The 26,413-nt window shown below is 60.9% G+C and carries 20 protein-coding genes; 15 read left to right on the top strand and 5 right to left on the bottom strand.

The features are described 5' to 3' along the window. Positions 1-9: 9 nt before the first annotated feature. Positions 10-1,476 (bottom strand): hypothetical protein, encoded by a 1,467-nt coding sequence (locus J2Z31_RS05105; protein WP_209600774.1) that lies wholly within the window; start codon positions 1,474-1,476, stop codon positions 10-12. 737 nt (positions 1,477-2,213) lie between these two features. Here J2Z31_RS05105 and J2Z31_RS05110 point away from each other — a divergent pair. Further along, a complete protein-coding gene (locus J2Z31_RS05110; protein WP_209600775.1) occupies positions 2,214-3,275 on the top strand; it encodes a polysaccharide pyruvyl transferase family protein in 1,062 nt (353 codons plus the stop codon). A 231-nt stretch (positions 3,276-3,506) separates the two neighbouring features. After that, on the top strand, positions 3,507-4,949 hold the full coding sequence (locus J2Z31_RS05115) for a DUF4214 domain-containing protein (protein ID WP_209600776.1): 1,443 nt from the start codon (positions 3,507-3,509) through the stop codon (positions 4,947-4,949). 154 nt (positions 4,950-5,103) lie between these two features. On the opposite strand, the gene htpG is transcribed toward J2Z31_RS05115, so the two are convergent. The 3 genes from htpG to J2Z31_RS05130 all read right to left on the bottom strand — a co-directional run bounded on the left by htpG (position 5,104) and on the right by J2Z31_RS05130 (position 10,093). Next, positions 5,104-6,981 (bottom strand): molecular chaperone HtpG, encoded by a 1,878-nt coding sequence (gene htpG / locus J2Z31_RS05120; RefSeq protein ID WP_209600777.1) that lies wholly within the window; start codon positions 6,979-6,981, stop codon positions 5,104-5,106. A gap of 130 nt (positions 6,982-7,111) precedes the next feature. Continuing rightward, on the bottom strand, positions 7,112-8,587 hold the full coding sequence (locus J2Z31_RS05125) for an NAD-dependent succinate-semialdehyde dehydrogenase (protein ID WP_209600778.1): 1,476 nt from the start codon (positions 8,585-8,587) through the stop codon (positions 7,112-7,114). A 237-nt stretch (positions 8,588-8,824) separates the two neighbouring features. Further along, positions 8,825-10,093, bottom strand: a complete 1,269-nt coding sequence (locus tag J2Z31_RS05130; protein ID WP_209600779.1) for a 4-aminobutyrate--2-oxoglutarate transaminase — start codon at positions 10,091-10,093, stop codon at positions 8,825-8,827. Between the two features lie 221 nt (positions 10,094-10,314). Here J2Z31_RS05130 and J2Z31_RS05135 point away from each other — a divergent pair, with 221 nt between their 5' ends. The 5 genes from J2Z31_RS05135 to J2Z31_RS05155 all read left to right on the top strand — a co-directional run bounded on the left by J2Z31_RS05135 (position 10,315) and on the right by J2Z31_RS05155 (position 16,630). Beyond that, the gene (locus tag J2Z31_RS05135) at positions 10,315-11,142 is read left to right on the top strand and encodes a MerR family transcriptional regulator (protein WP_209600780.1); all 828 of its coding nucleotides are present in this window, start codon (positions 10,315-10,317) and stop codon (positions 11,140-11,142) included. A 377-nt stretch (positions 11,143-11,519) separates the two neighbouring features. After that, complete coding sequence (locus tag J2Z31_RS05140; protein ID WP_209600781.1) at positions 11,520-12,683, top strand: acyltransferase family protein; 1,164 nt, start codon at positions 11,520-11,522, stop codon at positions 12,681-12,683. A gap of 17 nt (positions 12,684-12,700) precedes the next feature. Continuing rightward, positions 12,701-13,804, top strand: coding sequence for a glycosyltransferase family 2 protein (locus J2Z31_RS05145; RefSeq protein ID WP_209601074.1), 1,104 nt, complete (start codon positions 12,701-12,703; stop codon positions 13,802-13,804). Between the two features lies 1 nt (position 13,805). Continuing rightward, the gene (locus J2Z31_RS05150; RefSeq protein ID WP_209600782.1) at positions 13,806-14,837 is read left to right on the top strand and encodes a glycosyltransferase family 2 protein; all 1,032 of its coding nucleotides are present in this window, start codon (positions 13,806-13,808) and stop codon (positions 14,835-14,837) included. Continuing rightward, a complete protein-coding gene (locus J2Z31_RS05155) occupies positions 14,837-16,630 on the top strand; it encodes an ABC transporter ATP-binding protein (protein WP_209600783.1) in 1,794 nt (597 codons plus the stop codon). Before J2Z31_RS05150 ends, J2Z31_RS05155 begins: the two co-directional genes overlap by 1 nt. A 152-nt stretch (positions 16,631-16,782) precedes the next feature. Here J2Z31_RS05155 and fba read toward each other — a convergent pair whose 3' ends face one another. Continuing rightward, positions 16,783-17,826, bottom strand: a complete 1,044-nt coding sequence (gene fba / locus J2Z31_RS05160) for a class II fructose-bisphosphate aldolase (protein WP_209600784.1) — start codon at positions 17,824-17,826, stop codon at positions 16,783-16,785. A gap of 742 nt (positions 17,827-18,568) precedes the next feature. Here fba and J2Z31_RS05165 point away from each other — a divergent pair. The 8 genes from J2Z31_RS05165 to J2Z31_RS05200 all read left to right on the top strand — a co-directional run bounded on the left by J2Z31_RS05165 (position 18,569) and on the right by J2Z31_RS05200 (position 26,411). Continuing rightward, positions 18,569-20,167 (top strand): peptide ABC transporter substrate-binding protein, encoded by a 1,599-nt coding sequence (locus J2Z31_RS05165; RefSeq protein WP_209600785.1) that lies wholly within the window; start codon positions 18,569-18,571, stop codon positions 20,165-20,167. A gap of 51 nt (positions 20,168-20,218) precedes the next feature. Then, the gene (oppB, locus tag J2Z31_RS05170) at positions 20,219-21,142 is read left to right on the top strand and encodes an oligopeptide ABC transporter permease OppB (protein WP_209600786.1); all 924 of its coding nucleotides are present in this window, start codon (positions 20,219-20,221) and stop codon (positions 21,140-21,142) included. Then, a complete protein-coding gene (locus J2Z31_RS05175; RefSeq protein WP_209600787.1) occupies positions 21,135-22,265 on the top strand; it encodes an ABC transporter permease in 1,131 nt (376 codons plus the stop codon). Before oppB ends, J2Z31_RS05175 begins: the two co-directional genes overlap by 8 nt. After that, a complete protein-coding gene (locus tag J2Z31_RS05180; RefSeq protein WP_408022018.1) occupies positions 22,240-23,868 on the top strand; it encodes an ABC transporter ATP-binding protein in 1,629 nt (542 codons plus the stop codon). Before J2Z31_RS05175 ends, J2Z31_RS05180 begins: the two co-directional genes overlap by 26 nt. A gap of 231 nt (positions 23,869-24,099) precedes the next feature. Then, complete coding sequence (locus tag J2Z31_RS05185) at positions 24,100-25,032, top strand: VOC family protein (protein WP_209600789.1); 933 nt, start codon at positions 24,100-24,102, stop codon at positions 25,030-25,032. 70 nt (positions 25,033-25,102) lie between these two features. Further along, a complete protein-coding gene (locus J2Z31_RS05190) occupies positions 25,103-25,705 on the top strand; it encodes an alpha/beta hydrolase (protein WP_209600790.1) in 603 nt (200 codons plus the stop codon). Between the two features lie 83 nt (positions 25,706-25,788). Beyond that, positions 25,789-26,028: a type II toxin-antitoxin system Phd/YefM family antitoxin gene (locus J2Z31_RS05195; protein ID WP_209600791.1), complete on the top strand. Its 240-nt coding sequence runs from the start codon at positions 25,789-25,791 to the stop codon at positions 26,026-26,028. Next, on the top strand, positions 26,025-26,411 hold the full coding sequence (locus tag J2Z31_RS05200) for a type II toxin-antitoxin system VapC family toxin (RefSeq protein ID WP_209600792.1): 387 nt from the start codon (positions 26,025-26,027) through the stop codon (positions 26,409-26,411). The genes J2Z31_RS05195 and J2Z31_RS05200 overlap by 4 nt, the downstream gene beginning before the upstream one ends. Positions 26,412-26,413 lie beyond the last annotated feature (2 nt).

Here is a 26,413-nt window from a genome sequence, read left to right on the forward strand (position 1 = left end):
GATCCCTTGCTATCGCCAGCCGCCGGCACCGGCATAGTCATTCCGCCGCCCGGTCTGGAAGGCAGGCCTCAGGGGCGTCGAGGCGTGCGTTGCGGCGCGTTTCTGGCTGCGGGCACGGGCCCTGCTCGCAGCAATGACGGCAAAGGCAATAAAGAAAAACATTCCTGGGTCGGCGCTCCCGCCGCCCAACGATTGGGCGATTATTGAAGCCAGAGCGGCTGCCTGAATGCTCGAGACCAGCACGTTTGTCTCTGGATCTGCGTAGCGCTTGAGATTTCCCATACCCCTCGCCACCACCAGCAACAGTGTCGCCATCATGACCCCGCCTACGAGGCCAAGTTGTGAAACCACCGCGATTACCCAGCTCGATGCACGTGAACTGCCCAGACCAACGCCGAGTCCGCTTGTGTCGACGAATGCCTGGAGGCTTTTGATGTTCCAATAGGCGCGCTCTTGGCCGGAGGCTGAGGCGGCCTTGTTGACAATCGTGGAATCCATCAGATGGACAAACGGAGAGAAAAATCCCTGATCGAAAAAAATTATGGTGAGGACTGTGACTGCAGCGACTCCGAGGAGTGCCACAATTAAAATCTCGTCCCTGTCGACGCGGCCAGACAGAAAAGAGCGCATGATCGAAAACACGACGGGAATCCCTAATAATGCCAGACCGACATACGCGGTCGAGGATGTGGAAAGCACAAGCAGGACCAGCAGCAACGCGGCGAGCCCTTGCGCCAGGCGTGACTTGGTCCGGCGCCAGTAAACATAACAGAACGACAGGCAGACGAGTGACAGACCACCAAAGGTCGATGCCTCCGAATTGACGCCGGTGATGCGCCAAAAACCACCTTCCTGGACCTCTGTAAGCATAGCGTAGCTGGCTGTCCGAATGGGCCCCAGGACGTCACCGGCTCCAGCGATCTTGCCCAAAAGATCAATCAGCCCCAACCCGGCGTGGACACCGCACCAGACGAGAAAGCCTCGGCGAACTCCGTCCATCCTGTCTTCATGCAGAAGCAGAATGGACAACGCAATTGCCGTGAGTCCACCCAGGACGAAATAGCCAGTCTGTGTGATATTGCCGGATACGGGCGCAAGCGAAGCCTCCACGACCCCACGGCGCATCGCAGACTGGACGAAAACGCTCGTCTGTCCCGCGAAAAGGCGCGGAAACAACCACGAGCCGACCACGGCGTAGGCCATGAGACTGCAAAGGACCCAGAGCACGCGGATCTGTCCGAACACGTTGCCGAGCTCCCGCGGAAACGGGCGCCTTGCAGCGACAGCCGATATCAGAAGGGCGGCGAAGAAGGTGTAGATCAGCGGCGACGATCCGCCAACTGCGGTGAGTGTCACGAACGCTGTCGCGCCGAAAGCCAACGAAACGATGAGCCCGATGATGAAGGGGGACCGGCAAAAAGCTCCGACCAGCAAAATTCCCGCGCAGACTAAAAGACCGATGAACGAGATCTGCATGGGGCCATGGTTCCAATGTTGCGGCGCAGCCACTCAAAATGCACACATCTACCCCGGCGATGCCGGGTTGCCGTGGGCGATGTGCGGAGCCCGAGCTCTTGGGCGGCTGACCCTGTTCAGGGGCATCGAACATTCCGTGCGAGCTTGCCAGCCAGAATCCTCGTTAAACGAACTGCCGCCGACAAGCACTGCAAACGGAGTACGGGCGGCAACTTTATACCCATCTGCGGAAGCCGTTGCCGCGCCTTGACGGAAAATAGGATACGAATCGCCAACGAAAGAGGTAGCGGGGGCGGCTCGTTCCTCCATTTCGGCGAATTGCCGAAGCTGCCAAGGGACGGCATGGTCGATGCCCCGTGGCTAGTAAGGTCTCTTACTATGTTTACTCGGCTGGCAATCGGAGCGGCATGTCTCGCGATCACCGCCGCCTCTGCATCTGCAGATCTTCTCCGGAGCGTCACCGTCCATCCCGCCTGCCCCGGCACTGGGATTGCACAGCAACTCGATTCCCTCGGCATGACGCGCCGCGGTGCGGACCAATGTTCAGCCCGCAACATTGCTGCTACCAGCGCATTGGCTAAAAGCTCAGGTCGCGCAGAGCTCTGTTTCTGAGCTGTAATGCTATCTAGTACTATTATGTAGCTGCCCGGTGATTGTATTTGGTGGTATAGGTGTTTTGAGAGGTTATGGGATCCAGTTGAGCGTACGAATGGATAATCTACTGGAAAATTACGTAAATGAAGCGGCAAAAAATACTATTCTTTAGTGATGACCTAAATAATCTGGGTGACCTGTTTCTTCTGTTTCAGAACCTGGAATTGGTCTCTAAGGAAGATTCGCTTGTGCTTGTCAGGCAACACGGAGCTATTGCGCCACAAATTCGAAAGCGGTTGGAGGAACTTGGAGTTCATCTCATCAACAGCAGGAGTTTTCCGAGTTTTTTGGCCGCCTGCTGGCGATCCAACGTCGTAATCGGCGGCGGCCAGTTGGTCCGTGACAATGTGTCCTTGAGAGGACTGGTCATCCTGGTTTTCGGATTGGCTCTGGCTCGTCTTTCCGGCGGCGGGGTGACAGCCCGTGGAATAGGTGTGAGTCCGATCCGGAAGATCCAGGTCAAGGCTCTGTGGAGGAGAGTTTTGCGGTTTTGCGACAGGGTCGTCGTCCGTGACGCTACATCCGTTGCAAATGCCTCGCAGTTGGTTGCGCGATCAAAAATAGAACTCGCTGCCGACATGGGATTTTATCCAAGCAAGCAAATTGAAAGGCTGCGCAACGCAGCCGATGTAAGCCCATCTGAATCGGCGTGCGTTATTATCGCGCCATGTATTGACGGGGAACGGGTGATGGCTGGACCCGCGCTTCGTGAATTGATCGAGGCACTGAGGCGGGTCTTCCCTCGTTCCGAGATGGTCGTCTTATGTCACGATATACGGGAGGAAATGGATAAACGCGCGGCAAACGTGATCATGGACCAGTGTGGTCTGGGTGACGCGCAAGTAGTCGCACCTCATGATCTTGACACGGTTTTTTCCTACTATGAACAAGCTCGCTTTGTAGTGACGAACAGGCTCCATTCGGCAATTTTCTCCCTCCTGTCCGGTCGACCGCTGCTTGTCTGGATGGACAGGAGCGAAAAGCTAAAGAATGTATGCGCCGATTTTTCCATTCCTTCGGTGCGAACCGAAGAATCGGCGGAAGAAATAAGGGAAAAAGTGGCAGCGTCGTTGCGCTTCAACAGAAGCGATCGAGAAGCGGTCTTGAGCGAAAAAGTAGAATTATCCCGAACGAACGTCAGGTGAACATTGCGTCATCATCTGACCCTTCCGACCCTGGTGGCAGTGCTGTGCTGCGGAACGCCGGAGCGATGCCGACAAAGGCCGTGGCAATCATCTGGAGTCACTCTCCACACGAGCTAATCGAATGTGTCGAAAGTGGTAGCGCGGGCGGCCCGGATGCTCAATTTCGGTAAATTGCCGCGCCAGGTGAGAGGCTGGCATGCTCCAGCCAGCGCAGCGAGGAAGGAGACGAGTATGTTCACTCGGCTGGCAATCGGAACTTTGTGTCTGTTGGCCACGACGATACTGGTTTCCGCGGAACTACTCTGGGGCGTCAATGGCCATCCAATCTCTGCCTATCCCGGGGTCAGTATGGAGAGGCAACTCGATTTTCTGGTGGACCTCGGGATGAAATCCTATCGCGTAAACATTTCCAGGGCGGAACAGGCGTCCCAACTGGCGCCTATTGTACGGGCTGCCAAGGTACGCGGGATAGAAATCCTTCCGGTGATCACCCCTGGCGGTATGGACCTCGACAACGAGAGCGTCGATGAACTTTACGACAAAGCTCATGCGCTCGCCGTCGCGCTCGGCTCGCAGTTCAAGGACGACATCCGTGTCTGGGAACTGGGGAACGAGATGGAAAACTACGCCATTATCCAACCATGCGAAATGCGGGACGACGGCAGCCAGTATCCCTGCGAGTGGGGACCTGCCGGTGGAGACGGCCCCCTGCATTACTACGGCCCGCGCTGGGCCAAGGTGAGCGCTGTTTTGAAGGGCCTTTCCGATGGGATGATCGAGGTAGATCCCAAAATCCGCAAGGCAATGGGCACCGCCGGCTGGGGGCATACGGGTGCCTTCGAAAGGATGAAGCGGGACGGGATCAAGTGGGATATTTCCGTTTGGCATATGTATGGCGGCGATCCCGAACCGGCATTCAGGAAACTCGCTCGCTACGGCCGTCCTATATGGGTCACCGAGTTCAACCACCCTTTCGGCAGTCAGCGCGGCGAAGAGCAGCAGGCGGATGGATTGAGGCAGACGATGAAGCGCCTGCACAAGTTGCAGGCCAAATACAATGTGAAGGCTGCTCACATCTACGAACTGCTGGACGAAACCTATTGGGCCCCCGACTTCGAGGCCTACATGGGTCTCGTGAGATTGATCGCCAGGAGCGACGGCGGCTGGACGGTCGGGGAGCCCAAGCCGGCTTATGCGGCCGTCAGGCGCCTCATTCGTGGCGAACGTCGGTTGCCAAAACCCAGAAGGAGTTGCGATCCCGCTGAAAGTAGTGCCTCCGATCCCCTGCCGACCCGTCAGGCGCATTTTGCCGTCTGTCTCGTGTTGGGGCGCAAGGGTGACGCAGAAACGGTGGAGCGGTGGGTAGAGGCGTTGGAAAACGGCAAGGTGAATGTCACGGCAATGATGCTCGATCTGTTGCACTCGGATGAGTTCAGGGCGCGATATGCACCCTTTGGCCTGACCGACCGTGCCTATGTCGATTTTCTTTATCTCCTGCTGCTTGGCCGGCCCGCGGATGCGTACGGGCTCCACACCTATGCCACGAACCTGCAAGGCGGCTCGGTGACCCGGGAGCACGTGGCCCTGGGCCTCATTCAGTCAAGCGAATTTCAGAAGAAATTCGCAGCCCAACTCGGCACGAAACCGGCAACGTCATCGGCCGCGCCGGGTTAAGGCCTCTCCTGGACATCCGGCAAGTGCGATCCAAACTGCACCATTCCGACCCCCGGGCGCTTGAGGCCGGTAGACCTGACTACAGCGCCGCGTGGACGCGCGGGGGTCGCTTTTGGCATCGAACTTTCCGGTTCCGTTTTGCGGGGCCGATGCGCTAGCGCTTCAAAGCTCGCGCGAACAGGCGCGAGAGCCGTTCGGCAAAGGCGCGCGGATCTTCGGGCTTGTCGCCATCGAGTACGCGTGCCTCATCGAAGAGCAGCTTGACGGCGTCGTGGAGAAAGCCCTCGTCCTCCGCCGGGGCCGCGGCGAGGGCCGCGATCAGCGCGTGAGCGGGATTGATCTCAAGAATGGGTTTCGCCCTGCCTTCGACCCGACCGGCGCCCTGCAGCATCTTCTGCAGCTGGAGGTCGGGGCCGTGCTCGGGTGCCACGAGGCAGACGGCGCTTTCCGTCAGACGGTCGGAGGTTCTGACATCCGAGACAACGTCGCCGAGCGTCGTCTTGGCGAAAGCAACGAATTCGGTCATTGACGGGTTTGCCGCCGCGGCGGCGCTCTCATCCTTGGCGATACCCGCTAGATCGGCCGCCCCTTGCGTGATGGACTTGAACGGCTTGCCTTCGAAATCGGGCGCCGTGGTCACCCAGAAGCTGTCGACCGGGTCCGTCAACAGAAGCACTTCGATGCCGCGGGCACGGAAGCCCTCCAGTTGCGGCGAAGCCTGAAGTTGCGCGAGGCTGTCGCCGGTGAGATAGTAGATCGCCGTCTGGCCTTCCTTCATGTCCTTGAGATAGTCGCTCAAGGCGCGCGGCTTGTCCTCTGCTGTCGTGCGGAAACGGGAAAGGGCCAGGAGCTGGCTCCGCCGCTCGAAGTCCTCGTAGATGCCTTCCTTGATGACGCTGCCGAAGTTCTCCCACAGCTTGGTGAAGGCATCCGCATCGCTCTCCGCCAGCTTCTCGATGCCCGTCAGCAGCCGATTGGTCAGTCCCTTGCGAATATTTGCGAGCAAGGGGCTTTCCTGAATCATCTCGCGCGAAACGTTGAGCGGCAGATCGGCCGTGTCGACGAGGCCGCGCGCGAAGCGCAAATAGCGCGGCAGCAGTTCTGCTTCATCGGTGATGAAGACCCGCTTTACGTAGAGCTTCATCCTGCCCTTGCGGTCCGGGTCGAACAGGTCGAAGGGCTTGGAGCCCGGCACGAAAGCGAGCGCCGTATATTCGTGGCGCCCCTCGGCACGGAAATGCACTGTCAGCGCCGGTTCGTCGTAGTGGCCGGAGACGCCGCGATAGAAATCGGTGTAGTCGTCCTTGGAAATCTCGCTCTTCTGTTTCGTCCACAGCGCCGTACCGTCGGCCACCTGGGCCGGCTCTGCGCCCGGCTTTTCGACGATCGATATGGGGACGGGGACGTGACCGGACTGGTCCTTGACGATCCGTTCTACCGTCCAGCGAGAGGTATAAGTCTTGGCATCGTCCTTCAGATGCAGCGTGATACGCGTGCCGCGGGCAGGCGCCTCCGCGGGCTCGATGCTGGAAACCGTGTAACTGCCCTTGCCGTCCGAGGTCCAGTGCCATGCCTTGTCCGAGCCGGCGCGGCGGGAAACGACGTCGACATTGTCGGCGACCATGAAGGCGGAATAAAAGCCGACGCCGAATTGGCCGATGAGCTGCGCACCTTCCTTGCCCTGCGCCGCCTCGATGCGTTCCATGAAGGCCCGCGTTCCGGATCGCGCGATGGTGCCGAGGGACTCAACCAACTCGTCGCGGCTCATGCCGATGCCATTGTCCTCGACGATCAGTCGGGTTTTTTCTTCGTCGAGCGTCAGGGTGATGCGTGGTGCCGGATTGCTACCGAGGAGTTCAGGCGCGACGATCGCTTCGTAGCGTAGCTTCTCACAGGCGTCCGCGGCGTTCGAAATGAGCTCCCGGAGAAAGACATTCTTATCGGAGTAGACGGAATGCACCATCAAGTGCAGCAGCTTGGCAACATCGGCTTCGAAGACATGTTTCTCGACGGACATTTCGACATCACTCATCGCGCTGCGGACCTCCTGAAATCGCGTTCGAACTTGACGGGCGAGGCGGGCGGGGATCTGGCCCCAACCGGTCATTTCGGCCCCAATTGGCAAGCCGCAGCGGGAATTTCAAGGGGCGCGTAATCGTCTGTCAGATGTTGCCCATGCAGAGATACTTCATCTCCAGATAGTCTTCGAGGCCGTGGCGCGATCCCTCGCGGCCAATTCCGGATTGCTTGATGCCGCCGAAGGGCGCCGCTTCGGAAGACATGCGCCCGGTGTTGATACCGACCATGCCATATTCGAGCGCCTCGGCCACATGCCAGACGCGCTTGAGGTTCTCCGCATAGAAATAGGCGGCGAGGCCATAGATGGTGTCGTTCGCCTCCGCCACGACCTGGTCGGCATCATGGAAGCGGATGATCGGGGCGATCGGCCCGAAGGTCTCCTCCTGTGCAACGCGCATATGATGCGAGATGCCGGAAAGAACGGTCGGTTCGAAGAAGGTGCCGACCGTTCCGATCCGCTTGCCGCCGCAGCGAAGCTCGGCGCCCTTCGCGAGCGCGTCGGCGATATGCGCTTCGATCTTTTCGATCGCATGGGCGTCGATCATCGGTCCGATGGCGACGCCGGCGGAAAAGCCGTCGCCGACGGTCAGCTGACGCACCCGGGCCACGAATTTCTCGGCAAAGGCGTCATGCACCGCCGATTGCACATAGATGCGATTTGCCGATACGCAGGTCTGGCCGGCATTGCGAAATTTCGCTTGGATTGCGCCGTCGACGGCTTCGTCGATATCGGCGTCGTCGAAAACGATGAAGGGCGCATTGCCCCCGAGCTCGAGGCTCACTTTCTTGATCTGGTCGGAACATTGGCGCATCAAGAGCCGTCCGACTTCGGTCGAACCGGTGAAACTGATCTTGCGGACCATTGGATTGCTGCAGAGCTCGCGGCCGATCGGCGCGCCTTCGGCAGCATAGATGAGATTGACGACGCCCGCGGGAAAGCCCGCCCTTGCGGCAAGCGCGACCATTGCGCCCGCGACGAGCGGCGTCTGTTCTGCAGGCTTGAGCACTACGGTGCAGCCGGCGGCGAGCGCCGGCGAGATCTTGCGTGCCACCATGGATGCCGGGAAATTCCAAGGGGTGATGGTGCCGACGACGCCGACCGGTTGTTTGATGACGAGCATGCGGCGATCATTGGCCGGTGCCGGGAAGGTTTCTCCATAGACGCGCTTGGCTTCCTCCGCATACCACTCGACATAGGAGGCGGCATGGAGCACCTCACCCTTCGCCTCGCCGAGCGGCTTTCCCATCTCGGCCGTCAGGATCGCGGCAAGGTCGTCCACGTGCTCGACGATCAGGTCGTGCCAGCGGCGCAGGATTGCACTGCGGTCCTTGGCGGGCTTTGCCGCCCAGAGCGCTTGCGCCGCGTGGGCTGCGGCGATCGCAACGCGCGTCTCCTCGATGCCCATGTCGGGCAGAGTGGCGAGCAACTCGCCGGTCGAGGGGTTTAGAACGTCGAAGGCCGAACCTGTCCGCCCGCCGGAGGGCGAGGTCACGTGGTCGAGCTCCGCGAACAGGTCTGCTGCGCGGAGGTGTCTGGTGAGTGCATGTGTCAGGGCCATGGCGTATCCTCCCGCGATGCTTGCCGCAGCTACAAGCTCGCTCTTGTTCTTCTTGCGGGCGGGCTGCCGGCCCACGCCCTACAGCGCCGCGCGTCTTATAAGACGCGGGAAGTTCGCTGTAGAACTTTGAAACGCTGCATGTCTTTGTCCTTAGGTCGGCTTCGATTTAAGGAGACATGCAGTGGGCCGGCGCTTTCGCCTGCCGGACGACCGCGATAGCGGCGGCCCGGCGTCAGGTCAACTGCGGGCTTCGACGATCGAAGCCTCGAGAATGTCCAGCGCCTCCGCGAAGACCTCATCCTGAATCGTGATCGGCGCCAGGAAGCGGATGACGTTGCCATGCGTGCCGCAGGTGAGCAGGATCAACCCCCTTTCGAGAGCGTTGAGCCGTACCTTGTTGGCGAAATCGGCGCTCGGCTGGTTCGTCGTCACATCGTTGAACTCGACCGCATTCATGAAGCCGGGCCCGCGGATGTCGACGATCTCCGGCACCTTCTCGCGGATCGAGGCGAGCCGCTGTTTCAGCCGGCTCCCGAGCTGGTTCGCCCGCTCGCAAAGCTGCTCCTCCTCGATCACGTCGAGCACGGCATGGGCTGCTGCAATGCCGATGGGGCTGCCGCCATAGGTTCCGCCGAGGCCGCCAGGCCCCGGCGCATCCATGATCTCGGCGCGGCCGGTGACGGCGGCGAGCGGGAAGCCGCCGGCGAGGCTCTTCGCCATGGTCGTAAGGTCCGGCGCGATGGCGTGATGCTCCATCGCGAAGAGCTTGCCGGTGCGGGCAAAGCCGGTCTGGACCTCATCGGCAATCAACAGGATGCCATACTGGTCGCAGATTTCGCGAAGTGCCTTCATGAAGGCTGTCGGAGCCGGATAGAAGCCGCCTTCGCCCTGGACCGGCTCGATGATGATGGCGGCGACACGGCCCGGATCGACATCGGCTGCGAAGAGTTTTCTCAAGGCGGCGAGCGACTGCTCGACGCTGACGCCGTGGAGCTCGATCGGGAAGGGCGCATGGAAGACGTCGGCCGGCATCGAGCCGAAGCCGACCTTGTAAGGCACGACCTTGCCGGTGAGTGCCATGCCCATGAAGGTGCGGCCGTGAAAGCCGCCGCCGAAGGCGATGATCGCCTGGCGGCCGGTCGCGGCACGGGCGATCTTGACGGCGTTTTCGACTGCTTCCGCACCGGTGGTAACGAAGATCGTCTTCTTCGCGAATTTGCCGGGTGCGAGTGCGTTCAGCCGTTCGGCCAGATGAACGTAATTCTCATAAGGCACCACCTGATGGCAGGTGTGAGTGAAGCGGTCGAGCTGTTCCTTGACGGCAGCTATGACTTTCGGGTGCCGGTGACCCGTGTTGACAACGGCTATGCCGGCCGCGAAGTCGATATAGCGCCTGCCGTGCTTGTCCCAGATTTCGGCATTTTCCGTACGGTCGGCATAGATCTGCGTGGCCATTCCCACGCCGCGTGAGATCGCTGCGTTCTTGCGGTCGGTCAGGCTGGTCATAGTCGTCATCCTGTTCTGTGGAGATATATTGCATTTTTTCTGCAACTTTTATCGGGAAGTGGTACACTTTTCGAGGTGGAATGCAAATCAAATTTGCTGATCGAGACAACACCGCGAATGATGGGCGCTGCTTGTAATACGAGGTGCCTCGCGGCTAGATTGCCGAGGGCAGGGAAGGGCGCGCAACCCAATCGCCGCCATGCCAAGCGAGGGCGGAAAGAATGAACGGGGCTGGAGAGATACGCTACAAGGTCGCGGAGGCGGCAAGGCTTGCCGGTGTCTCGGCCTCCACGCTCAGGCTCTGGGAAACGCAAGGCCTCGTCGTGCCGGAGCGCTCCCCGACCGGCCACCGGCAATATACCGAGGCCGATCTTGCCCGCTTGAAGCGCATTTCGTGGTTCCGCTCCGAACGCGGCCTGAACCCGGCCGCAATTCGTGAAGCGCTGGAAGCGGAAACGAACGCGAGCGAGGATATGGCGCCTGCGGCAGCGCCGGATAGCAGTGCCGATCTCCAGGTTGGCCGCAAGTTGCGCAGTCTTCGTCATGCCGCGGGCAAGACGCTGGAACAGGTGGCGGGCGATATCGGCATCGCCGCTTCCGTGCTGTCGACGCTGGAGCGGACCTCGCAAGGCGTTTCCATCGCCGTTTTGCACAATCTTGCAGAATATTTTGGTGCGACGGTGTCGAGCCTCTCCGGCGAGAGTGAGCTTAAGGAGCGGGCGCTGATCCGGGCCGGCGAGTGGCGCACCTGGCCGCGCACGACGCCGGGGGTAACGGTCCAGCTTCTCGCTGAGGGCAATAATCAGATGGATTGCCATCGTTTCGTGTTGGCGCCCGGCGCGTCGAGCGAAGGAGCCTATGGGCACGAGGGAGAGGAGTTCGTCTACGTGCTCTCAGGGCGCGTAGAGTTCGTTTTGGACGGCGCTCAGTTCTACGATCTCAGTCCTGGCGATTCGCTTTATTTCGCGAGCCGCCGCCGCCACGCATGGTCGAACCGCCACGATGGCGAAACCGTGCTGCTCTGGATCAATACGCCGCCGACATTTTAGATTTAGTCTCCAAGCTTCCAGGCGCCGAATTTATGCAGCGTGCTCGACACGGGTGCAGCCCACTCGCAGATTGCCAAGATTTCGTAACTAGCAAGGCGCGTTGGCGGGGAGCCATCAAGAACAACTCCGATGTTCGTACTCGTTGCGCGAACAGCACATCGACGTCCTCTTCCACCGAGGCATTTCCTTGCGTCAGGTGTGCCAAAGTTTAGCCTGATTTGACCATACATTTGGCCCCACTGCTTTTTAGCCATTCTTTCACCTTTTGAACCCACCGCGCCGGCAGAGAGGCAAAACTGAACCGGCGGCAAGGGTGATGCGTGTTCACGGAGCGATGCCACGGGGGACCCCCAAACGCTCACTCGAAGGGGATGTTCATGCGGATTGCGCGCGACCAGCAGCTGGATGGATTGCGAGCCATTGCTGTCTCCGCGGTGCTTTACGCGCATTTGTATGCGGCCGACGGGTCCCATTGGGGAGCCCATGTGGGCGTCAGGCTGTTTTTCGTGCTGAGCGGATTTCTGATCACGCGATTGCTGCTGGAGGCCCGCGACGATCCACAGTTCGAGCGGGCGATGGCGCTGAAAGCCTTCTATTCCCGTCGGGCGCTGCGTCTCTTTCCGCCCTATTTCGCCGTTCTCTCGGTCGTCTGGTTGGTCGGGTTGGAAAGCTCCGAGAAAGTGCTTGCCTGGCACGCACTATACCTGTCGAACTTCTGGTACGCGCTTCAGGACGCATGGACACCTTGGGTCCTCGGCCACAGCTGGAGCCTGAGCATCGAGGAGCAGTTCTACGTCGTCTGGCCACTGATCGTGCTGTTCGCTCCGCGGCGATCGATCGCGAGCATCTGCATCGGCATCATCGTCTGCTCGCTCGCCTATCGCTTTTACTGGCCCCTCACTGGAAAGCCCACGCTTGCCCGCGACCTGTTGCCGCTCGCTTCGATGGATGCCTTGGCAGCGGGCGCGTTGTTGGCGGTGCATCGGTCAAGCGGCGGCACGCTGCCGCGTTGGATGGAGCGCTGTTGGAAGCCGCTGCTGGGCATCTCGCTCCTTCTGGTCTGGGTAAAAGCCGTGCCGACGACTCCGGTGCTCGAGTGGCTCGCCTGGATCGGCGTCGAGGTGTTCCCGCTCGTGCCGCTGACGCTGCTCGTCGCAACGTGCTCGCGAGGAGTTGGCGGTCATTTCGGTCGCCTGGCCAAATCCCCGCCTTTGACGGCGCTCGGGCGCATTAGCTATGGCGTCTATCTCTATCACCCCATCGTCCTCGCACTTTTCGTCGAGGCACAAGCTGTCATTCCGGTCAACGTCTCGGATCAGGGCGCCGGGCGGCTCATGGTGGTCGGCACCGCTACTTTGATCCTCGCCGCGATCTCCTGGACCACATTTGAAAAACCGCTGAACAGGCTGAAACGCCATTTCCCCTATGCACCGCCGCAAGCCAACAGCGCCAGGGAACCAGCAGCGGCGGAAGGCGTGCGTCCGGTCCATCTGACAGCGCCGGTCGAGTGCGGAAGAGCCTTGCAGTATTCGGATAATTGATCGATATGAACCAAGCCATGTATACGCCTTTGGTCTCCGTACTGCTGCCCGTCTATAACGCGGAGGCCTACCTCGACCTGGCACTCGTGAGCATTCTGCGCCAGGACTACAAGCACCTGGAGATCATCGCTATCGATGATGGATCGACCGACCGTTCGCTCGAGATCCTCGATCGATATGCTCGATCCGATCGCAGAATTTCCGTTGTCTCGCGGGAAAACCGCGGCCTTATCGCCACGCTGAACCAAGGGCTGGCGCTTGCCAGCGGCGACCTTGTCGCGCGCATGGATGCAGACGACATTTCTTACCCGACGCGGTTCTCACGCCAATTGGCACTGTTCAAGCAGGAACCTCAGCTTGCAATGTGCGGTACCGGCGTGGACACCCTGATCGGAAACCGGATTCTTCGGGGCAAGCCAAATCCGATCTACAAGACGGCAAGTCTGCCCATCTTGTCGATGTTCTTCACGATCTTCATTCACTCGACCGTGGTCTACAACCGCAAAGCAATCCCCGATGAAGTGCTTCGCTATGATCCGGCCTATCCCCATGCCGAGGATTTCGACCTGTTCCGGCGTATCGCTGACTGCCTCCCAGTGATGATGGTCGACGACGCCCTGATTGCCTATCGGCTCCATGAGGGCAGCGTCACGAGCAAGCACTTGCATCAGATGCGCCAAACGCATCTGAAGATCGTCGCCGAAAACCTCGAGCGAAAGGGCCTGGTGGTTGACACGAGCGCCTTGGGCGAGATCGGCCGGTCTGTCTCCAAGGATACGATAGGGCGCTTGGCCGAATTCTTTCTCAGTCTCGAGAAGGAGATCGCGGATCGCCCTGCTATGGACGGCCGCGCATATGAGGACGGGCTGCTCTGCTTCTTCTATTTCCTCTACCAGCTGATTGCCGATGAAGATCGTCCGGATCTGACGCACGAATTCCTCGTCCGGACGGGAAAGTGGGGTCTAATCCGCCGCCGCGAGCGCTACGGCCTGCTGGCCGGCGCCCGCGCACCCTGGTGCAGCCGCATTTCGCTGGCCGCCACACGTAAGCTTGATGGGGTGGCGCGATACCTGCAGTCGGTGCCGGCAACTACCGTTTTTTCACGATTTGGCTCAGCTTGAGATGGCGCTCGTAACTCCCGTGACCGAAAAACAGGAGTCCGAAGCAGCAGGCCCCGCTTCCGCGGCCTCAGGTGGCGCGCGACCGTTCGCCAGCTTCATTGTTTGCACGCGCGACCGGGTGAAGTTGCTTGTCGCCTGCATCCGATCGATCGAGACAACGTGCCTCGCCCACCCTGCCATCGCAAGCGAACTCATCGTGGTCGACAACGGTTCGACCGACGGCACACATGCGGAACTCCGACGTATCGCTGCCGCCTCGAAGGTGCCGATGACGCTGGTTCCTGAGCCGCGCCAGGGGCTGGCCGTCGCGCGCAACACCGGAATGGAGCGGGCGAGGGGACGGATCTTCGTTTTCATTGATGACGACTGCGTAGTCGACCGCGCCTATCTCGGCGATCTCAAACGGCACTATCAGAGCGGCGATGGCGTCATCCGCGGCGGTCGCGTCGAACTCGGCAATCCCAACGATCTGCCATTTACGATCAAACGGTCGAAGGCCGCTGCCCGGCTGACCCCGGATGTCCATCCGGGCGGTTTCGTACTCGGTTGCAACATGACGATGGACCGGGAGGTGGCGCTGCGCGTAGGCTGTTTCGACGAGCGTTTCGGCGTCGGCGCGCCGCTGTGCTCCGCAGAGGACACCGAGTATCTGGTGAGGGCCTACGCGCTCGGGATCCCGGTCGAATACGTTCCCGACATGACGGTCTTCCATCATCACGGCCGAAGGGCGCGTGCTGCCATCGAGAAACTTCACCGCAGCTACAGCTTGGGCAACGGCGCGCTTTGCCTGAAGCACCTCGTCAAGGCCCCGTGGCTCGTCAAACATTTCCTCTGGACGGTGCGATCGGCTTGCCTCGAGAGCTTTGGCGGCGCAAGGTTCGACCCGGCCTTGCAGCTTTCGCATTGGCCTGTCGTGGCAATGAACCTCCTCGGCGCTGCAAGGTTCTTGTGCCTTTTTATCGTCGGCCGCGCTGCGCCGACCGCGCTGCAGCCGATGAGTGAGGTGGCGCCGAAGCAGGAGCGAGGTCCGTGATGTTGCGACTGCTGGTACCCGGCTTGCAGGTTCTGCGCGATGCGCTGGGCGGACAGTTGCGTCTGCTGCCGCTGGTCGTGCTCCTGGGTCTTGCCAGTGCGGCGCTTGAAGGCGCCGGTATCGGTCTCATCATCCCTATGCTGGGAATTATAGCTGGGGGAGGCGACCCTGCCGGGTTGAGCGGGATTTCGGGCTATTTTCAGCAGGTCGGCGCAGGACTTGAGGACGGTGAAAGGCTGCTCGCCATCGCAGCGGCTGTACTGGCCCTGATCATGCTGAAGAACGTGCTCGTCTTTGCGAACGCGGTGCTGACGACATTTATATACGGAAAGGCCAGCCACTCCATTCGCAGTGCACTCTCGGATCAGTTACTCCGGATCGGCTATCCTTTTTTCCTTCAGGAGAATCCCGGCCGTCTACTCAACATCATTTCCAATGAATCCTGGCGCGCCTCCGACGCAATTCAGACCACGGTTGCGGCGATCGTGCACGCGTCGGCAGCGGTGATCCTGCTCGCCTTCCTGTTGCTCTTGTCCTGGGAGATGACGCTTTTCGTGACGCTCGGCCTAATTCTGGTCCAGGTAGCGCACGCCGCCATCTCGGCCACGCTCAAGGAACCGAGTCGCAATGTGACCTCCTACAACAGCGAACTTGCCGCCCGGATGCTGCATCTCGTGCATGCCGGACGGCTGATCCGGGTCTTCGGCCAGGAAAACCGCGAAAAGGCCGCTTTCGACCGTGCGTCCGATGCCGTGCGTCGGGCCGGTTTCGTCCTGCAGACCCGTCAGGGCGCCCTGCCTCCATTGACCGAAGTGCTCCATGCGGCGCTGTTCCTGGCCGCGGTCGTGAGCGCCTGGTCCCTTGGCGTGAGTTTTCCAGTCATCGTCGCTTTCGTCGTCCTCCTCTACCGGCTGCAGCCGCATGTACGGGCGCTGCAAATGTCGTGGAGCCAGATTCAGGGATGGAGCGGAGCGCTCGAAGAGGTGCGGTGGCTGCTGGATTCGTCTGACAAGGCGAAGCCGCCATCCGGCAGCCTGCCGGCCAAGGGGCTCCATCAGCGCATCGAATTTGACCGGGTGAGCTTTCAGTACCCCGCGTCCGGCGGACGCTCGATCGTACTGCGTTCGGCGAGCTTCGAGATCCGCAGCGGTTGCTCGACGGCAATCATTGGCCGATCGGGCGCCGGCAAGACCACGGTGGTCAATCTCCTGTGCCGGTTCGTCGAACCCGACGGCGGACGGATTCTGATCGACGGGGTGCCGCTATGCGATATCGACCCCGTGGGATGGCGGCGCCAGATCGCCCTTGCCAGCCAGGACCTGGAACTGGTCGATGGCAGCATTCTTGAAAACATCACCTATGGCCAACATGCGAGCTTTGCGGAGGTCGAGCGGGCAGCGAAGCTTGCGGAGGCGCACAGCTTCGTAGAGCAGATGCCTGACGGCTATAACACGATAGTCGGTTACAGGGGGGCAAGCCTCTCGGCCGGGCAGCGTCAACGCATCGCCCTTGCGAGGGCGCTGGTGCGCGACCCCGCCGTGCTGATCCTCGACGAGGCCACGAACGCTGTCGATGGCTTGTCCGAGGCAGCCATCGTGGAGACCTTGAAACTGCGCGCCGGACGGCGCACGACGATTGTCATCAGCCATCATCGCAGCACGATTTCCTTCTGCGACGACATTGTCGTCCTCGGCAGCGGGCGCGTGAAAAGCCAGGCGCCGCTTGCGACGGTGTCCTCACTCAGCATGGACCAGCTCTACGAACACGAAACGCCGAAGGAGCGTCAGCAATAGCTGCCGGCGCACGCTCTCTTTGGAGCGGCATCACCTATCTTGAAATTGCGGCTTATAGCGCCGTGCGCCGGTTAGGACGCACAAAGAAGCTACAAGTTTTTCTTCTACGCATCACGCTTTCGAAAATCGGGTTCGATTTTCGGGCCGATGCGCTAGGCCAACGCATAGCGCTTGGCCATTTCGGGCAACCGCAGCACGCGGATCTTCGAGGCCTGACCGGCCGTGCGGAATGCTTCGAACCGCTCCTTGCAGACCTCCGTCATATGCGCGATCGCCGGCTTCAGGTAGTTGCGCGGATCGAAATTGTCCGGGTGTTCCAGGTGATGCTTGCGGATCTCGCCGGTGAAGGCGAGGCGAAGGTCGGTGTCGATATTGACCTTGCGAACGCCGAGCGGGATGGCCTTCTGGATTTCCGCCACCGGAACGCCCCAGGTCTTCTTCATCTTGCCGCCATAGGCATTGAACAGTTCCTGGAGATCGGCCGGCACGGAGGACGAACCGTGCATGACGAGGTGCGTGTTCGGCAGCCTCCTGTTGATCTTGGCGATCGTCTCGATCGACAGGATGTCGCCGTCCGGCTCGCGCGTGAATTTATAAGCGCCATGGCTCGTGCCGATCGCCACCGCCAGCGCATCGACGCCGGTCTTGGAGACGAAATCGAGCGCCTGATCGGGATCCGTCAGCAATTCCTCGCGGGACAACTTGCCTTCGAAGCCGTGACCGTCCTCCTTGTCGCCGGCACCCGTTTCGAGATTGCCGAGGCAGCCGAGCTCACCTTCGACGGAAACTCCCGCCGCATGGGCGATCTTCACCACCTCGGCGGTGACCGCCACATTGTATTCATAGCTCGCCACCGTCTTGCCGTCCTTTTCGAGCGAGCCATCCATCATCACCGAGGTGAAGCCATTGGTGATCGCCGAAATGCAGGTCGACGGCTGGTCGCCATGGTCGAGATGAAGACAGATCGGGATGTGGGGGTATTCTTCGGCTGCGCCCAAAATCAGGTGGCGCAGGAAGGCGTCGCCCGCATAGGCGCGCGCCCCGCGGCTTGCCTGGAGGATCACCGGAGAGTCGGTCGCGTCGGCGGCGCGCATGACTGCCTGTATGTATTCGAGATTGTTCACATTGAAGGCAGGCAGCGCGTAATTGTTTTCCGCTGCATGGTCGAGCAGTTGCCGCAACGTGATCAATGCCATTCGAAATCTCCCTGGTGCTGATGCGCCCACTCCAGGCGCCACGAAATGTGCGGGCGAGACCGCAGAAGCGTGTATGGCCTGGCTCGCCGGTCCATTCGAGGGAGGGCTTCAGCCCCACTTCGGTTCCCAACCGACGTTCCGTCCAAAGTCAAGGGGCACAATAATTGATGCCGATCGTTTGGCAACCGGGGCGGGGAGGCGACAGCTCAATTGATGGACGTGCGTCAGCGGAATTTGCTGTGGATTGGGAACGCCTCCGCCCGAATGCGCGATGTTCGCTTTCTGGTTGGTGTTGGCGGACCGGCGAAGCGGGCGCAGGTGAGAGGCTCATTTAGCCCGCAGGGCGCGGCGCTGCCTTCTCGCGACCAAGACCCGATGGGCGGCCTTGAAAGATCCATCCGCAACAAGATTGCGAATGAGCAGCCAAAACTTCCCGCATATTACGTAAAGTGCTCCACCGGGACATGGAATTTGCGTGACCTTCGTGCAGCCCTGCGACAGCGGCAATCGTTTCGACCTCCCGCGCATCTAAAACGTTGCAGTTGGCGGTGCTCGGCGCATAATTCCTTACCGGCACCTGGTCGAAAGGCGGGCAGAATTTCGCCGTGGAAAGGCGCAACCTATGCGATAATCAGGACCTCATCATGTAAGACAGGATGCAGGAATCGCCTTGCCTTTTGCGCGAAATTGCACTTCTCTCCTGCGATCAACCACATTCAAAACGAGGGGAAGGAGAAGAAAAATGGCTTCACTGAAACTCAAGCTCAGCGCCGCTGCGCTCATCGGCTCGCTACTTATCGGCGTAAGCCCGGCGCTCGCCGAGGCCGTCCTGCATCGCGGCAATGCCGGCGAGCCGCAGACCCTCGACCAAGCGCACACCTCGATCAATATCGAAGAATTCATCCTCAAGGATCTTTATGAGGGCCTGACCATTTACGACGCCGCCGGCAAGATCGTCCCCGGTGCCGCCGAGACCTGGGATCTGTCGGATGACGGTATCGTCTACACCTTCAAGCTGCGCGCCGATGCCAAGTGGTCCGACGGCTCGCCGGTGACGGCCGAGGATTTCGCCTTCTCGTTCCGTCGTGTCGAGGATCCGAAGACCGCGGCGGAATATGCCAACATCCTTTTCCCGATCAAGAACGCGGAAAAGGTCAACAAGGGCGAGCTGCCGGTCGACCAGCTCGGCGTGAAGGCGGTGGACGAGAAAACGCTTGAAATCACCCTCGAACGCCCGACCCCGTTCTTCCTCGAACTGCTTGCACACCAGACCGCGCTTCCCGTCAGCAAGGCGAGCGTCGAGAAGAATAGCGCTGATTTCGTCAAGCCCGGCGTCATGGTCTCGAACGGTGCCTTCCGCCTGACCGCGCATGTTCCGAACGACAGTCTGACGGTCGAGAAGAACACGCATTATTGGGACGCCGCCAACGTCAAGCTCGACAAGGTGATCTTCTATCCCATCGACGACCAGGCGGCCTCTGTCCGCCGCTTCGAGGCGAAGGAGATGGACCTTGTCTACAATTTCTCCGCCGACCAGATCGACCGGCTGCGCAAGTCCTATGGCGATCAGGTCCATGTCTCGCCGACGCTTGCGACCTACTACTACGCCTTCGACACCCGGCAGGAGCCTTATAGCGACGTGCGCGTTCGCCGGGCGCTCTCGATGGCGGTCGACCGCGATTTTCTCGCGAATGAGATCTATAGCGGTTCGCAGGTTCCGGCTTACTCCATGGTGCCGCCAGGCATCGAGAGCTATGGCGAACCGTCCAAGGCGGATTTCGCAGATACGTCCCAGCTCGACCGTGAGGACAAGGCAATCGAGCTGATGAAGGAAGCCGGCTACGGCGAGGGCGGCAAGCCGCTGAACATCGAAATTCGCTACAATACCAACCCGAACCACGAACGGGTTGCAACGGCCGTCGCCGACATGTGGAAGAACACCTTCGGCGCCAAGGTTTCGCTGGTCAATCTCGATGTTTCGTCGCACTACGCCTATCTGCAGGAAGGTGGCAAGTTCAACGTCGCCCGCGCCGGCTGGGTCGCCGACTATGCGGACGCCGAGAACTTCCTGGCGCTGAGCGTCAGCACGAACAAGACGTTCAATTATGGACACTTCGAAAACGCCGAATACGACGCCTTGATGAAGAAGTCCTATGAGGAGCAGGATCCGGCGGCACGCTCGAAGGTCCTGCACGAAGCCGAAGCACTCCTGATGAAGGAGCAGCCGATCGCGCCGCTTCTGACCCAGGCCGATCTCTGGCTCGTCTCGGAACGCGTAAAGGGCTGGCAGGACAATTCGCCGAACCAGCATCTGAGCCGGTTCCTGAGCGTCGCCGAGTAAAGAGCTGAAGCGACGCGCGGGCGGCCCGCGCGTCGCTTCCGGAGCACGTCCATGATTGCCTTCATCCTTCGCCGGCTGGCGAGTGCGGTGCCGACACTGTTCATCGTCGTCACCATATCCTTCTTTCTAATGCGGTTTGCGCCCGGCGGCCCCTTCAATCTCGAGCGTCCTCTTCCTCCCGCCACGATGGAGAACCTGATGAGGACCTATCACCTCGATCAGCCGCTGTGGCGTCAATACATGACCTATCTCGGCAATGCCGTGACCGGAGACTTCGGTCCGAGCTACATCTATCACGACAACAATGTCGCGCAGTTGATCGGAAAGGGCCTGCCCTATTCGATGGAGCTCGGTTTCTACGCTCTGCTGCTCGCCGTGATCGGCGGCGTCATCGCCGGTACCGTCGCCGCGCTCAAGCAGAACAGTCTTATCGATTTCGCGGTCATGTCGGTATCGACGATCGGCGTGACGGTCCCGAACTTCGTCGTCGGCCCGGTGCTGACGCTCATCTTCGCCATCATGCTGTCATGGCTGCCGGCCGGCGGCTGGGGCGACGGTTCCTTCCGCTTCCTGATCCTGCCGATCATCGCGCTCGCCCTGCCGCAGCTTGCGGTGTTCGCGAGGCTCACCCGTGGCTCGATGATCGAGGCGCTCAACACGGACCATATTCGAACGGCCAAGGCCTATGGCCTGCCCGTGCGCAGCGTCGTTATCACCCACGCGATGCGCGGCGCCCTGTTGCCGGTCGTTTCCTATCTCGCGCCCTGCGCCGCGGCCCTTCTCACCGGCTCCGCGGTGGTGGAAACGATCTTCACCATTCCCGGCGTGGGGCGATACTTCGTTCTTGGGGCGATCAACCGCGACTATACGCTGGTGATGGGCACCGTGATCCTCGTCGCCATCTTCGTTATCGTCTTCAATCTTGTGGTCGACATCCTCTACGGTCTGCTCGATCCGAGGGTTCGCCATGACTGATATCCTGCAGGTGCCGGCGGCATCGCCGGAGACGAAAGGCCGCAGTCTTTTCCAGCTGGCACTGATCCGCTTCCGCCGCAACCGCGCGGCGATGGCCGGATGCATCATGCTGTTGCTGATTGCAATCTTCTCCTTCGTCGGTCCCTTCTTCTCACCGCACAGCTACGACCAGGTTTTCCCGTCCTATGTGACGATCGGGCCGAGCCTGGAGCCACGGCCGGATGCCTCGACGCTGCAGGAGGCGATGGAGGGTGTTGCAACGCGCGCCCGCGTCACGCTGACGGAATTCGCCGTCGAGGGCGAAACCTTCACCGCCACCGTCACATCGGAGCAGCCGATCGACCCTCGCTCGACGCGTTACTTCGATCGGGCCAACGAGTTCGAAAACACTTCGGTCGTCGTTACGGAAGACGACGGCCGGACGATGAAGGTTCAGGGACTGGTGGATCGCGAATACTTCCCCTTCGGGACCGATTCAAACGGCCGCGACCTCTTGGTCCGCGTCATGCTCGGCGGGCAGATCTCGCTTGCCGTCGGCCTGCTCGCAAGCCTCGTCTCACTGGGGATCGGCGTCGTCTATGGTGCGACCTCCGGCTATATCGGCGGGCGCGTCGACAACGTCATGATGCGTCTCGTCGAAATCCTCTACTCGCTGCCCTTTGTCTTCCTTGTCGTCGTGCTTGTCGTCTTCTTCGGCCGCAGCTTCATCCTGATCTTCCTCGTGATCGGCGCGGTCGAGTGGCTGGACATGGCGCGCATCGTGCGCGGCCAGACGCTGGCCTTGAAGCGGCGGGAGTTCGTGGGCGCCGCCCAAGCGCTCGGTCTCACGGACTGGCAGATCATCCGTCGCCACATCATTCCGAACACGATCGGGCCGGTCATCGTCTTCGTCACGGTCGTGGTGCCGAAGGTGATCCTGCTCGAGAGCTTCCTGTCCTTCCTCGGCCTCGGGGTGCAGGCGCCGTTGACGAGTTGGGGCGCACTGATCTCCGAAGGCGCAAACAACATCCAATCGGCGCCATGGCTGCTCATCTTTCCAGCCATTTTCTTCGTTGTCACGCTGTTCTCTCTGAACTTCGTCGGCGACGGCCTGCGTGATGCGCTCGATCCGAAGGACCGCTGACATGGCAGATAGGAAGGAAACTATTCTTACCGTCCGCGGTCTCAAGGTGGACTTTACGACGCCAGACGGTACCGTCGAGGCGGTGAAAGGCATCGATCTCGACGTCCATGCCGGCGAGACGCTGGCGGTGGTCGGCGAATCCGGCTCGGGCAAGAGCCAGACCATGATGGGCATCATGGGGCTGCTCGCAAAGAACGGCAGGGTGACCGGTTCGGCGCGCTATCGCGGCGAGGAGCTTGTCGGCCTGCCTGCGAAGGCGCTTAACCGCGTGCGCGGCTCGAAGATCACAATGATTTTCCAGGAGCCGATGACCTCGCTTGATCCGCTCTACACGATCGGCAGGCAGATCTCCGAGCCGATCGTCCATCACCGCGGCGTCACCTTGAAGGAGGCGAAGAAGCGCGCGTTCGAACTCCTGGAGCTCGTCGGCATTCCCGAGCCGGCGCGCCGCATCGACAGCTATCCGCACGAGCTTTCGGGCGGACAGCGCCAGCGCGTCATGATCGCCATGGCGCTCGCCAACGATCCGGACATTCTGATCGCAGACGAGCCGACAACGGCTCTCGACGTGACCATCCAGGCACAGATTCTCGACCTCCTGAAAACGCTGCAGAAGCGCTTCGGCATGTCGATCGTGCTGATCACCCATGATCTCGGCATCGTCAAGCATTTCGCCGACCTGGTCGCGGTGATGCGGCGAGGCGAGGTGGTGGAGCACGGGACGGCGGCGGAAATCTTCGCGCGGCCGAAGACCGACTACACGAAGATGTTGCTCGCTGCCGAACCGAGCGGCCGCAAGTCGCCGCCGGCCGACGATGCCCCCATCATCCTGGAAGGCCGCGACGTCGCGGTCGACTACACCCTGTCCCCCGGATTTCTTCGCGGCGGCTCCTCCGTCTTCCGGGCCGTCGAAGGCGTCAATCTGCGCCTGCGCCACGGGCAGACGATCGGCATCGTCGGCGAGTCCGGGTCGGGCAAGTCGACGCTTGGCCGCGCGTTGCTGAGACTGCTGCCGGCCAGCGGCCATTACCGCTTTGGAGCGACTGACATCTCCAACTTCGACCGAAGTGCGATGCGGCCCCTGCGCCGCGAGTTGCAGCTCGTCTTCCAGGACCCGTACGGTTCGCTGTCGCCGCGCCGCACCGTGGGCGAAATCATCACCGAGGGCCTTTACGTGCATGAGCCCGAGCTCAGCCGCGCGGACCGGGACCGCCGCGCGGTGGCGGCGCTGAAGGAGGTGGGGCTTGATCCCGCTTCGCGCAATCGCTATCCGCACGAGTTCTCGGGCGGCCAGCGCCAGCGCATCGCAATCGCTCGGGCGATGATCCTGAAACCGAAGGTGGTGATCCTCGACGAACCGACCTCGGCCCTCGACCGCTCCGTCCAGCAGCAGGTGATCGAACTGTTGCGCGATCTACAGGCCAAGCACGGGCTTTCCTACATCTTCATCAGCCATGATCTTTCCGTGGTGAGGGCGATGTCCGACTATGTCATCGTGATGAAGAACGGCCGCATCGTCGAAGAGGGAGACACAGATGCGATCTTCGAGGCGCCAAAGGAGGCCTATACGAGAACGCTGATCGGTGCCGCGTTCAACGTGTGAGCCGGTGGACGGCGCATGCGGTTATCGACTGCGATTTGCCCCTCATCCGGCCTGCCGGCCACCTTCTCCCCGCATGCGGGGAGAAGGGGACTCGCGGCGAACGACCGGGCATTTCCGTCAACGAAGTGTTGACAATGCGTTTGTGCCCCGTGACCTTTTCTCTCGGCTCCGCAGGGCGCATTTATTCGCCAGCAACGAGCCCGGATCAAGCGGGCAGAAAGGCAGCGAGAAATGCTCGACCAGATCAAAGGCCTGCATCACGTCACCTCGATGGCGGAAGACGCCCGCACCAACAACAGTTTCTTCACGAACACCCTCGGTCTTCGCCGCGTCAAGAAGACGGTGAATTTCGACGCGCCCGACGTCTACCATCTCTATTACGGCGACGAGATCGGCACGCCAGGCACGGTGATGACCTATTTCCCGTTTCCGCAAATGCCGCGCGGCCGCGCCGGCACCGGCGAAGTGGGCACCACCGTCTTCTCTGTGCCGCAAGGATCACTCGGCTTCTGGTCGGATAGACTGGCGGCGCTAGGGGTCGACGGGCTGAAGCAAGAGGAGGCCTTCGGTGAGAAGCGCCTGAACTTCGCCGGTCCGGATGGCGATGGTTTCGCGCTCGTCGAGGTCCGCGATGATCCGCGGGCATCCTGGACCGGGGGCGGGATATCCGAGGATCATGCGATCCGCGGCTTCCATTCGGTCGCCATGCGGTTGCGCGATAATGGTGCGACGGCCGAATTGCTCAAGTTCATGGGGTACGAAGAGCTCGATCGCAAGGACGGGGTCACACGGCTGATCGTCCCGGGCAGCAACGGCGCGGGTCTCATCGACCTCGAGACGATGCCGAACGTCAACCGCGCTCAGCAGGGTGCTGGATCGGTCCACCACGTCGCCTTCGCTGTCGAGAACCGTGAAAAGCAGCTCGAAGTGCGCAAGGCACTGGTCGATACCGGCTATCACGTCACGCCGGTCATCGACCGCGACTATTTCTGGGCGATCTATTTCCGCACACCCGGCGGCGTGCTGTTCGAGGTCGCCACCAACGAGCCGGGCTTCGACCGGGACGAGGATGTCGCCCATCTAGGCGAGGCGTTGAAACTGCCGCAACAGCACAAGCACCTGCGGCCGATTCTCGAAAGCCATCTGCAAAAGCTCGAGGATTAGGCGGAAACTAGCCCTTCCTATCGTCCGCGCGCGGGGAGGCAGTCGCAAGAGCAGCGGTAAGGAGATGACAATGGCCAACCACGGCTATGTACACAAGTTGAAGGCCGGCAAGCCCGGCAGTCCGATTCTCGTCGTGCTGCACGGCACCGGTGGCGACGAGAACCAGTTCTTCGGCTTTGGGGCCGAGTTGCTGCCTGATGCAACCATCGTCGCGCCGCGCGGCGACGTGTCGGAACATGGCGCCGCCAGGTTCTTCAAGCGTACCGGTGAGGGCGTCTATGACATGGCGGACCTCGCCCGCGCCACGCGGAAGATGGCGAGCTTTGTCAAGGCGCTCGCGGCCGAGCATGGAGCCTCTGAGATCATCGGCCTCGGCTATTCGAACGGAGCCAATATTCTCGCCAATGTGCTGGTCGAAGAGGGTGTGTTCGGCAGGGCAGTGCTGATGCATCCGCTGATCCCGTTCAAGCCGAGAGCCAATCCGGAGCTTGCAGACCGGAGGATATTGATCACCGCCGGCGGGCGCGACCCGATCTGCCCAGCGCCGCTGACGCAAGCGCTCGCTGACTATTTCACATCACAGAAGGCGGTAGTTGCGCTCGAGTGGCATTCGGGCGGTCACGACATCCGCCAGAACGAAATCGCGGCGATCGGGCGCTTCGTAGAGAAGTGATCGGGCACTTGACCACCGCTTGAACTTGAGAGCACGATAGACTAAGTTTACTGAACTTAGTCTATCCTGTGTCAGGATCATCGGTGGAAACGATCAATATTCATGAGGCGAAGACTCATTTGTCGCGGTTGGTTGAGAAGGCTGCGCGCGGCGAGGCTTTCATCATTGCAAAGGCGGGAAAGCCCATGGTGAAGGTTGTGCCGATCGACCAACCGCCAGAGGGCGAAAAGCGCCGCCTTGGCTTTCTCGCGGGCCAGATCAGGGTTCCGGAGGATTTCGATCGGATGGGCAGCGATGAGATCGAGAAGCTGTTCGGCGAATGAATATTCTTCTCGACACGCATATTCTTCTTTGGGCGGCCGGTGATCCCAACCGCTTGCCGGACGAGGCGCGAGCGATGATCAACGACCCTGAGAACGCACTCTATTTCAGCGCGGCGAGTCTGTGGGAGGTCGCCATTAAACGGGGGCTCGGGCGGGCGGATTTTGAAGTGGATCCGCGAATTCTGCGGCGTGGCCTGCTCGATAACGGCTATGAGGAACTGGCAGTAACCGGCGCTCATGCGATCGCAATCGACCAACTGCCGCAGATCCACAAGGATCCTTTCGATCGCATACTTGTAGCCCAGATGATTGTCGAAGGGTTGAGTTTGCTCACTTCGGACGAGGTCGTAGGGCGTTACCCCGGCCCGATCCGTGTTGTCTGATC

Source organism: Sinorhizobium kostiense (genome assembly GCF_017874595.1).
Classification (GTDB): domain Bacteria; phylum Pseudomonadota; class Alphaproteobacteria; order Rhizobiales; family Rhizobiaceae; genus Sinorhizobium; species Sinorhizobium kostiense.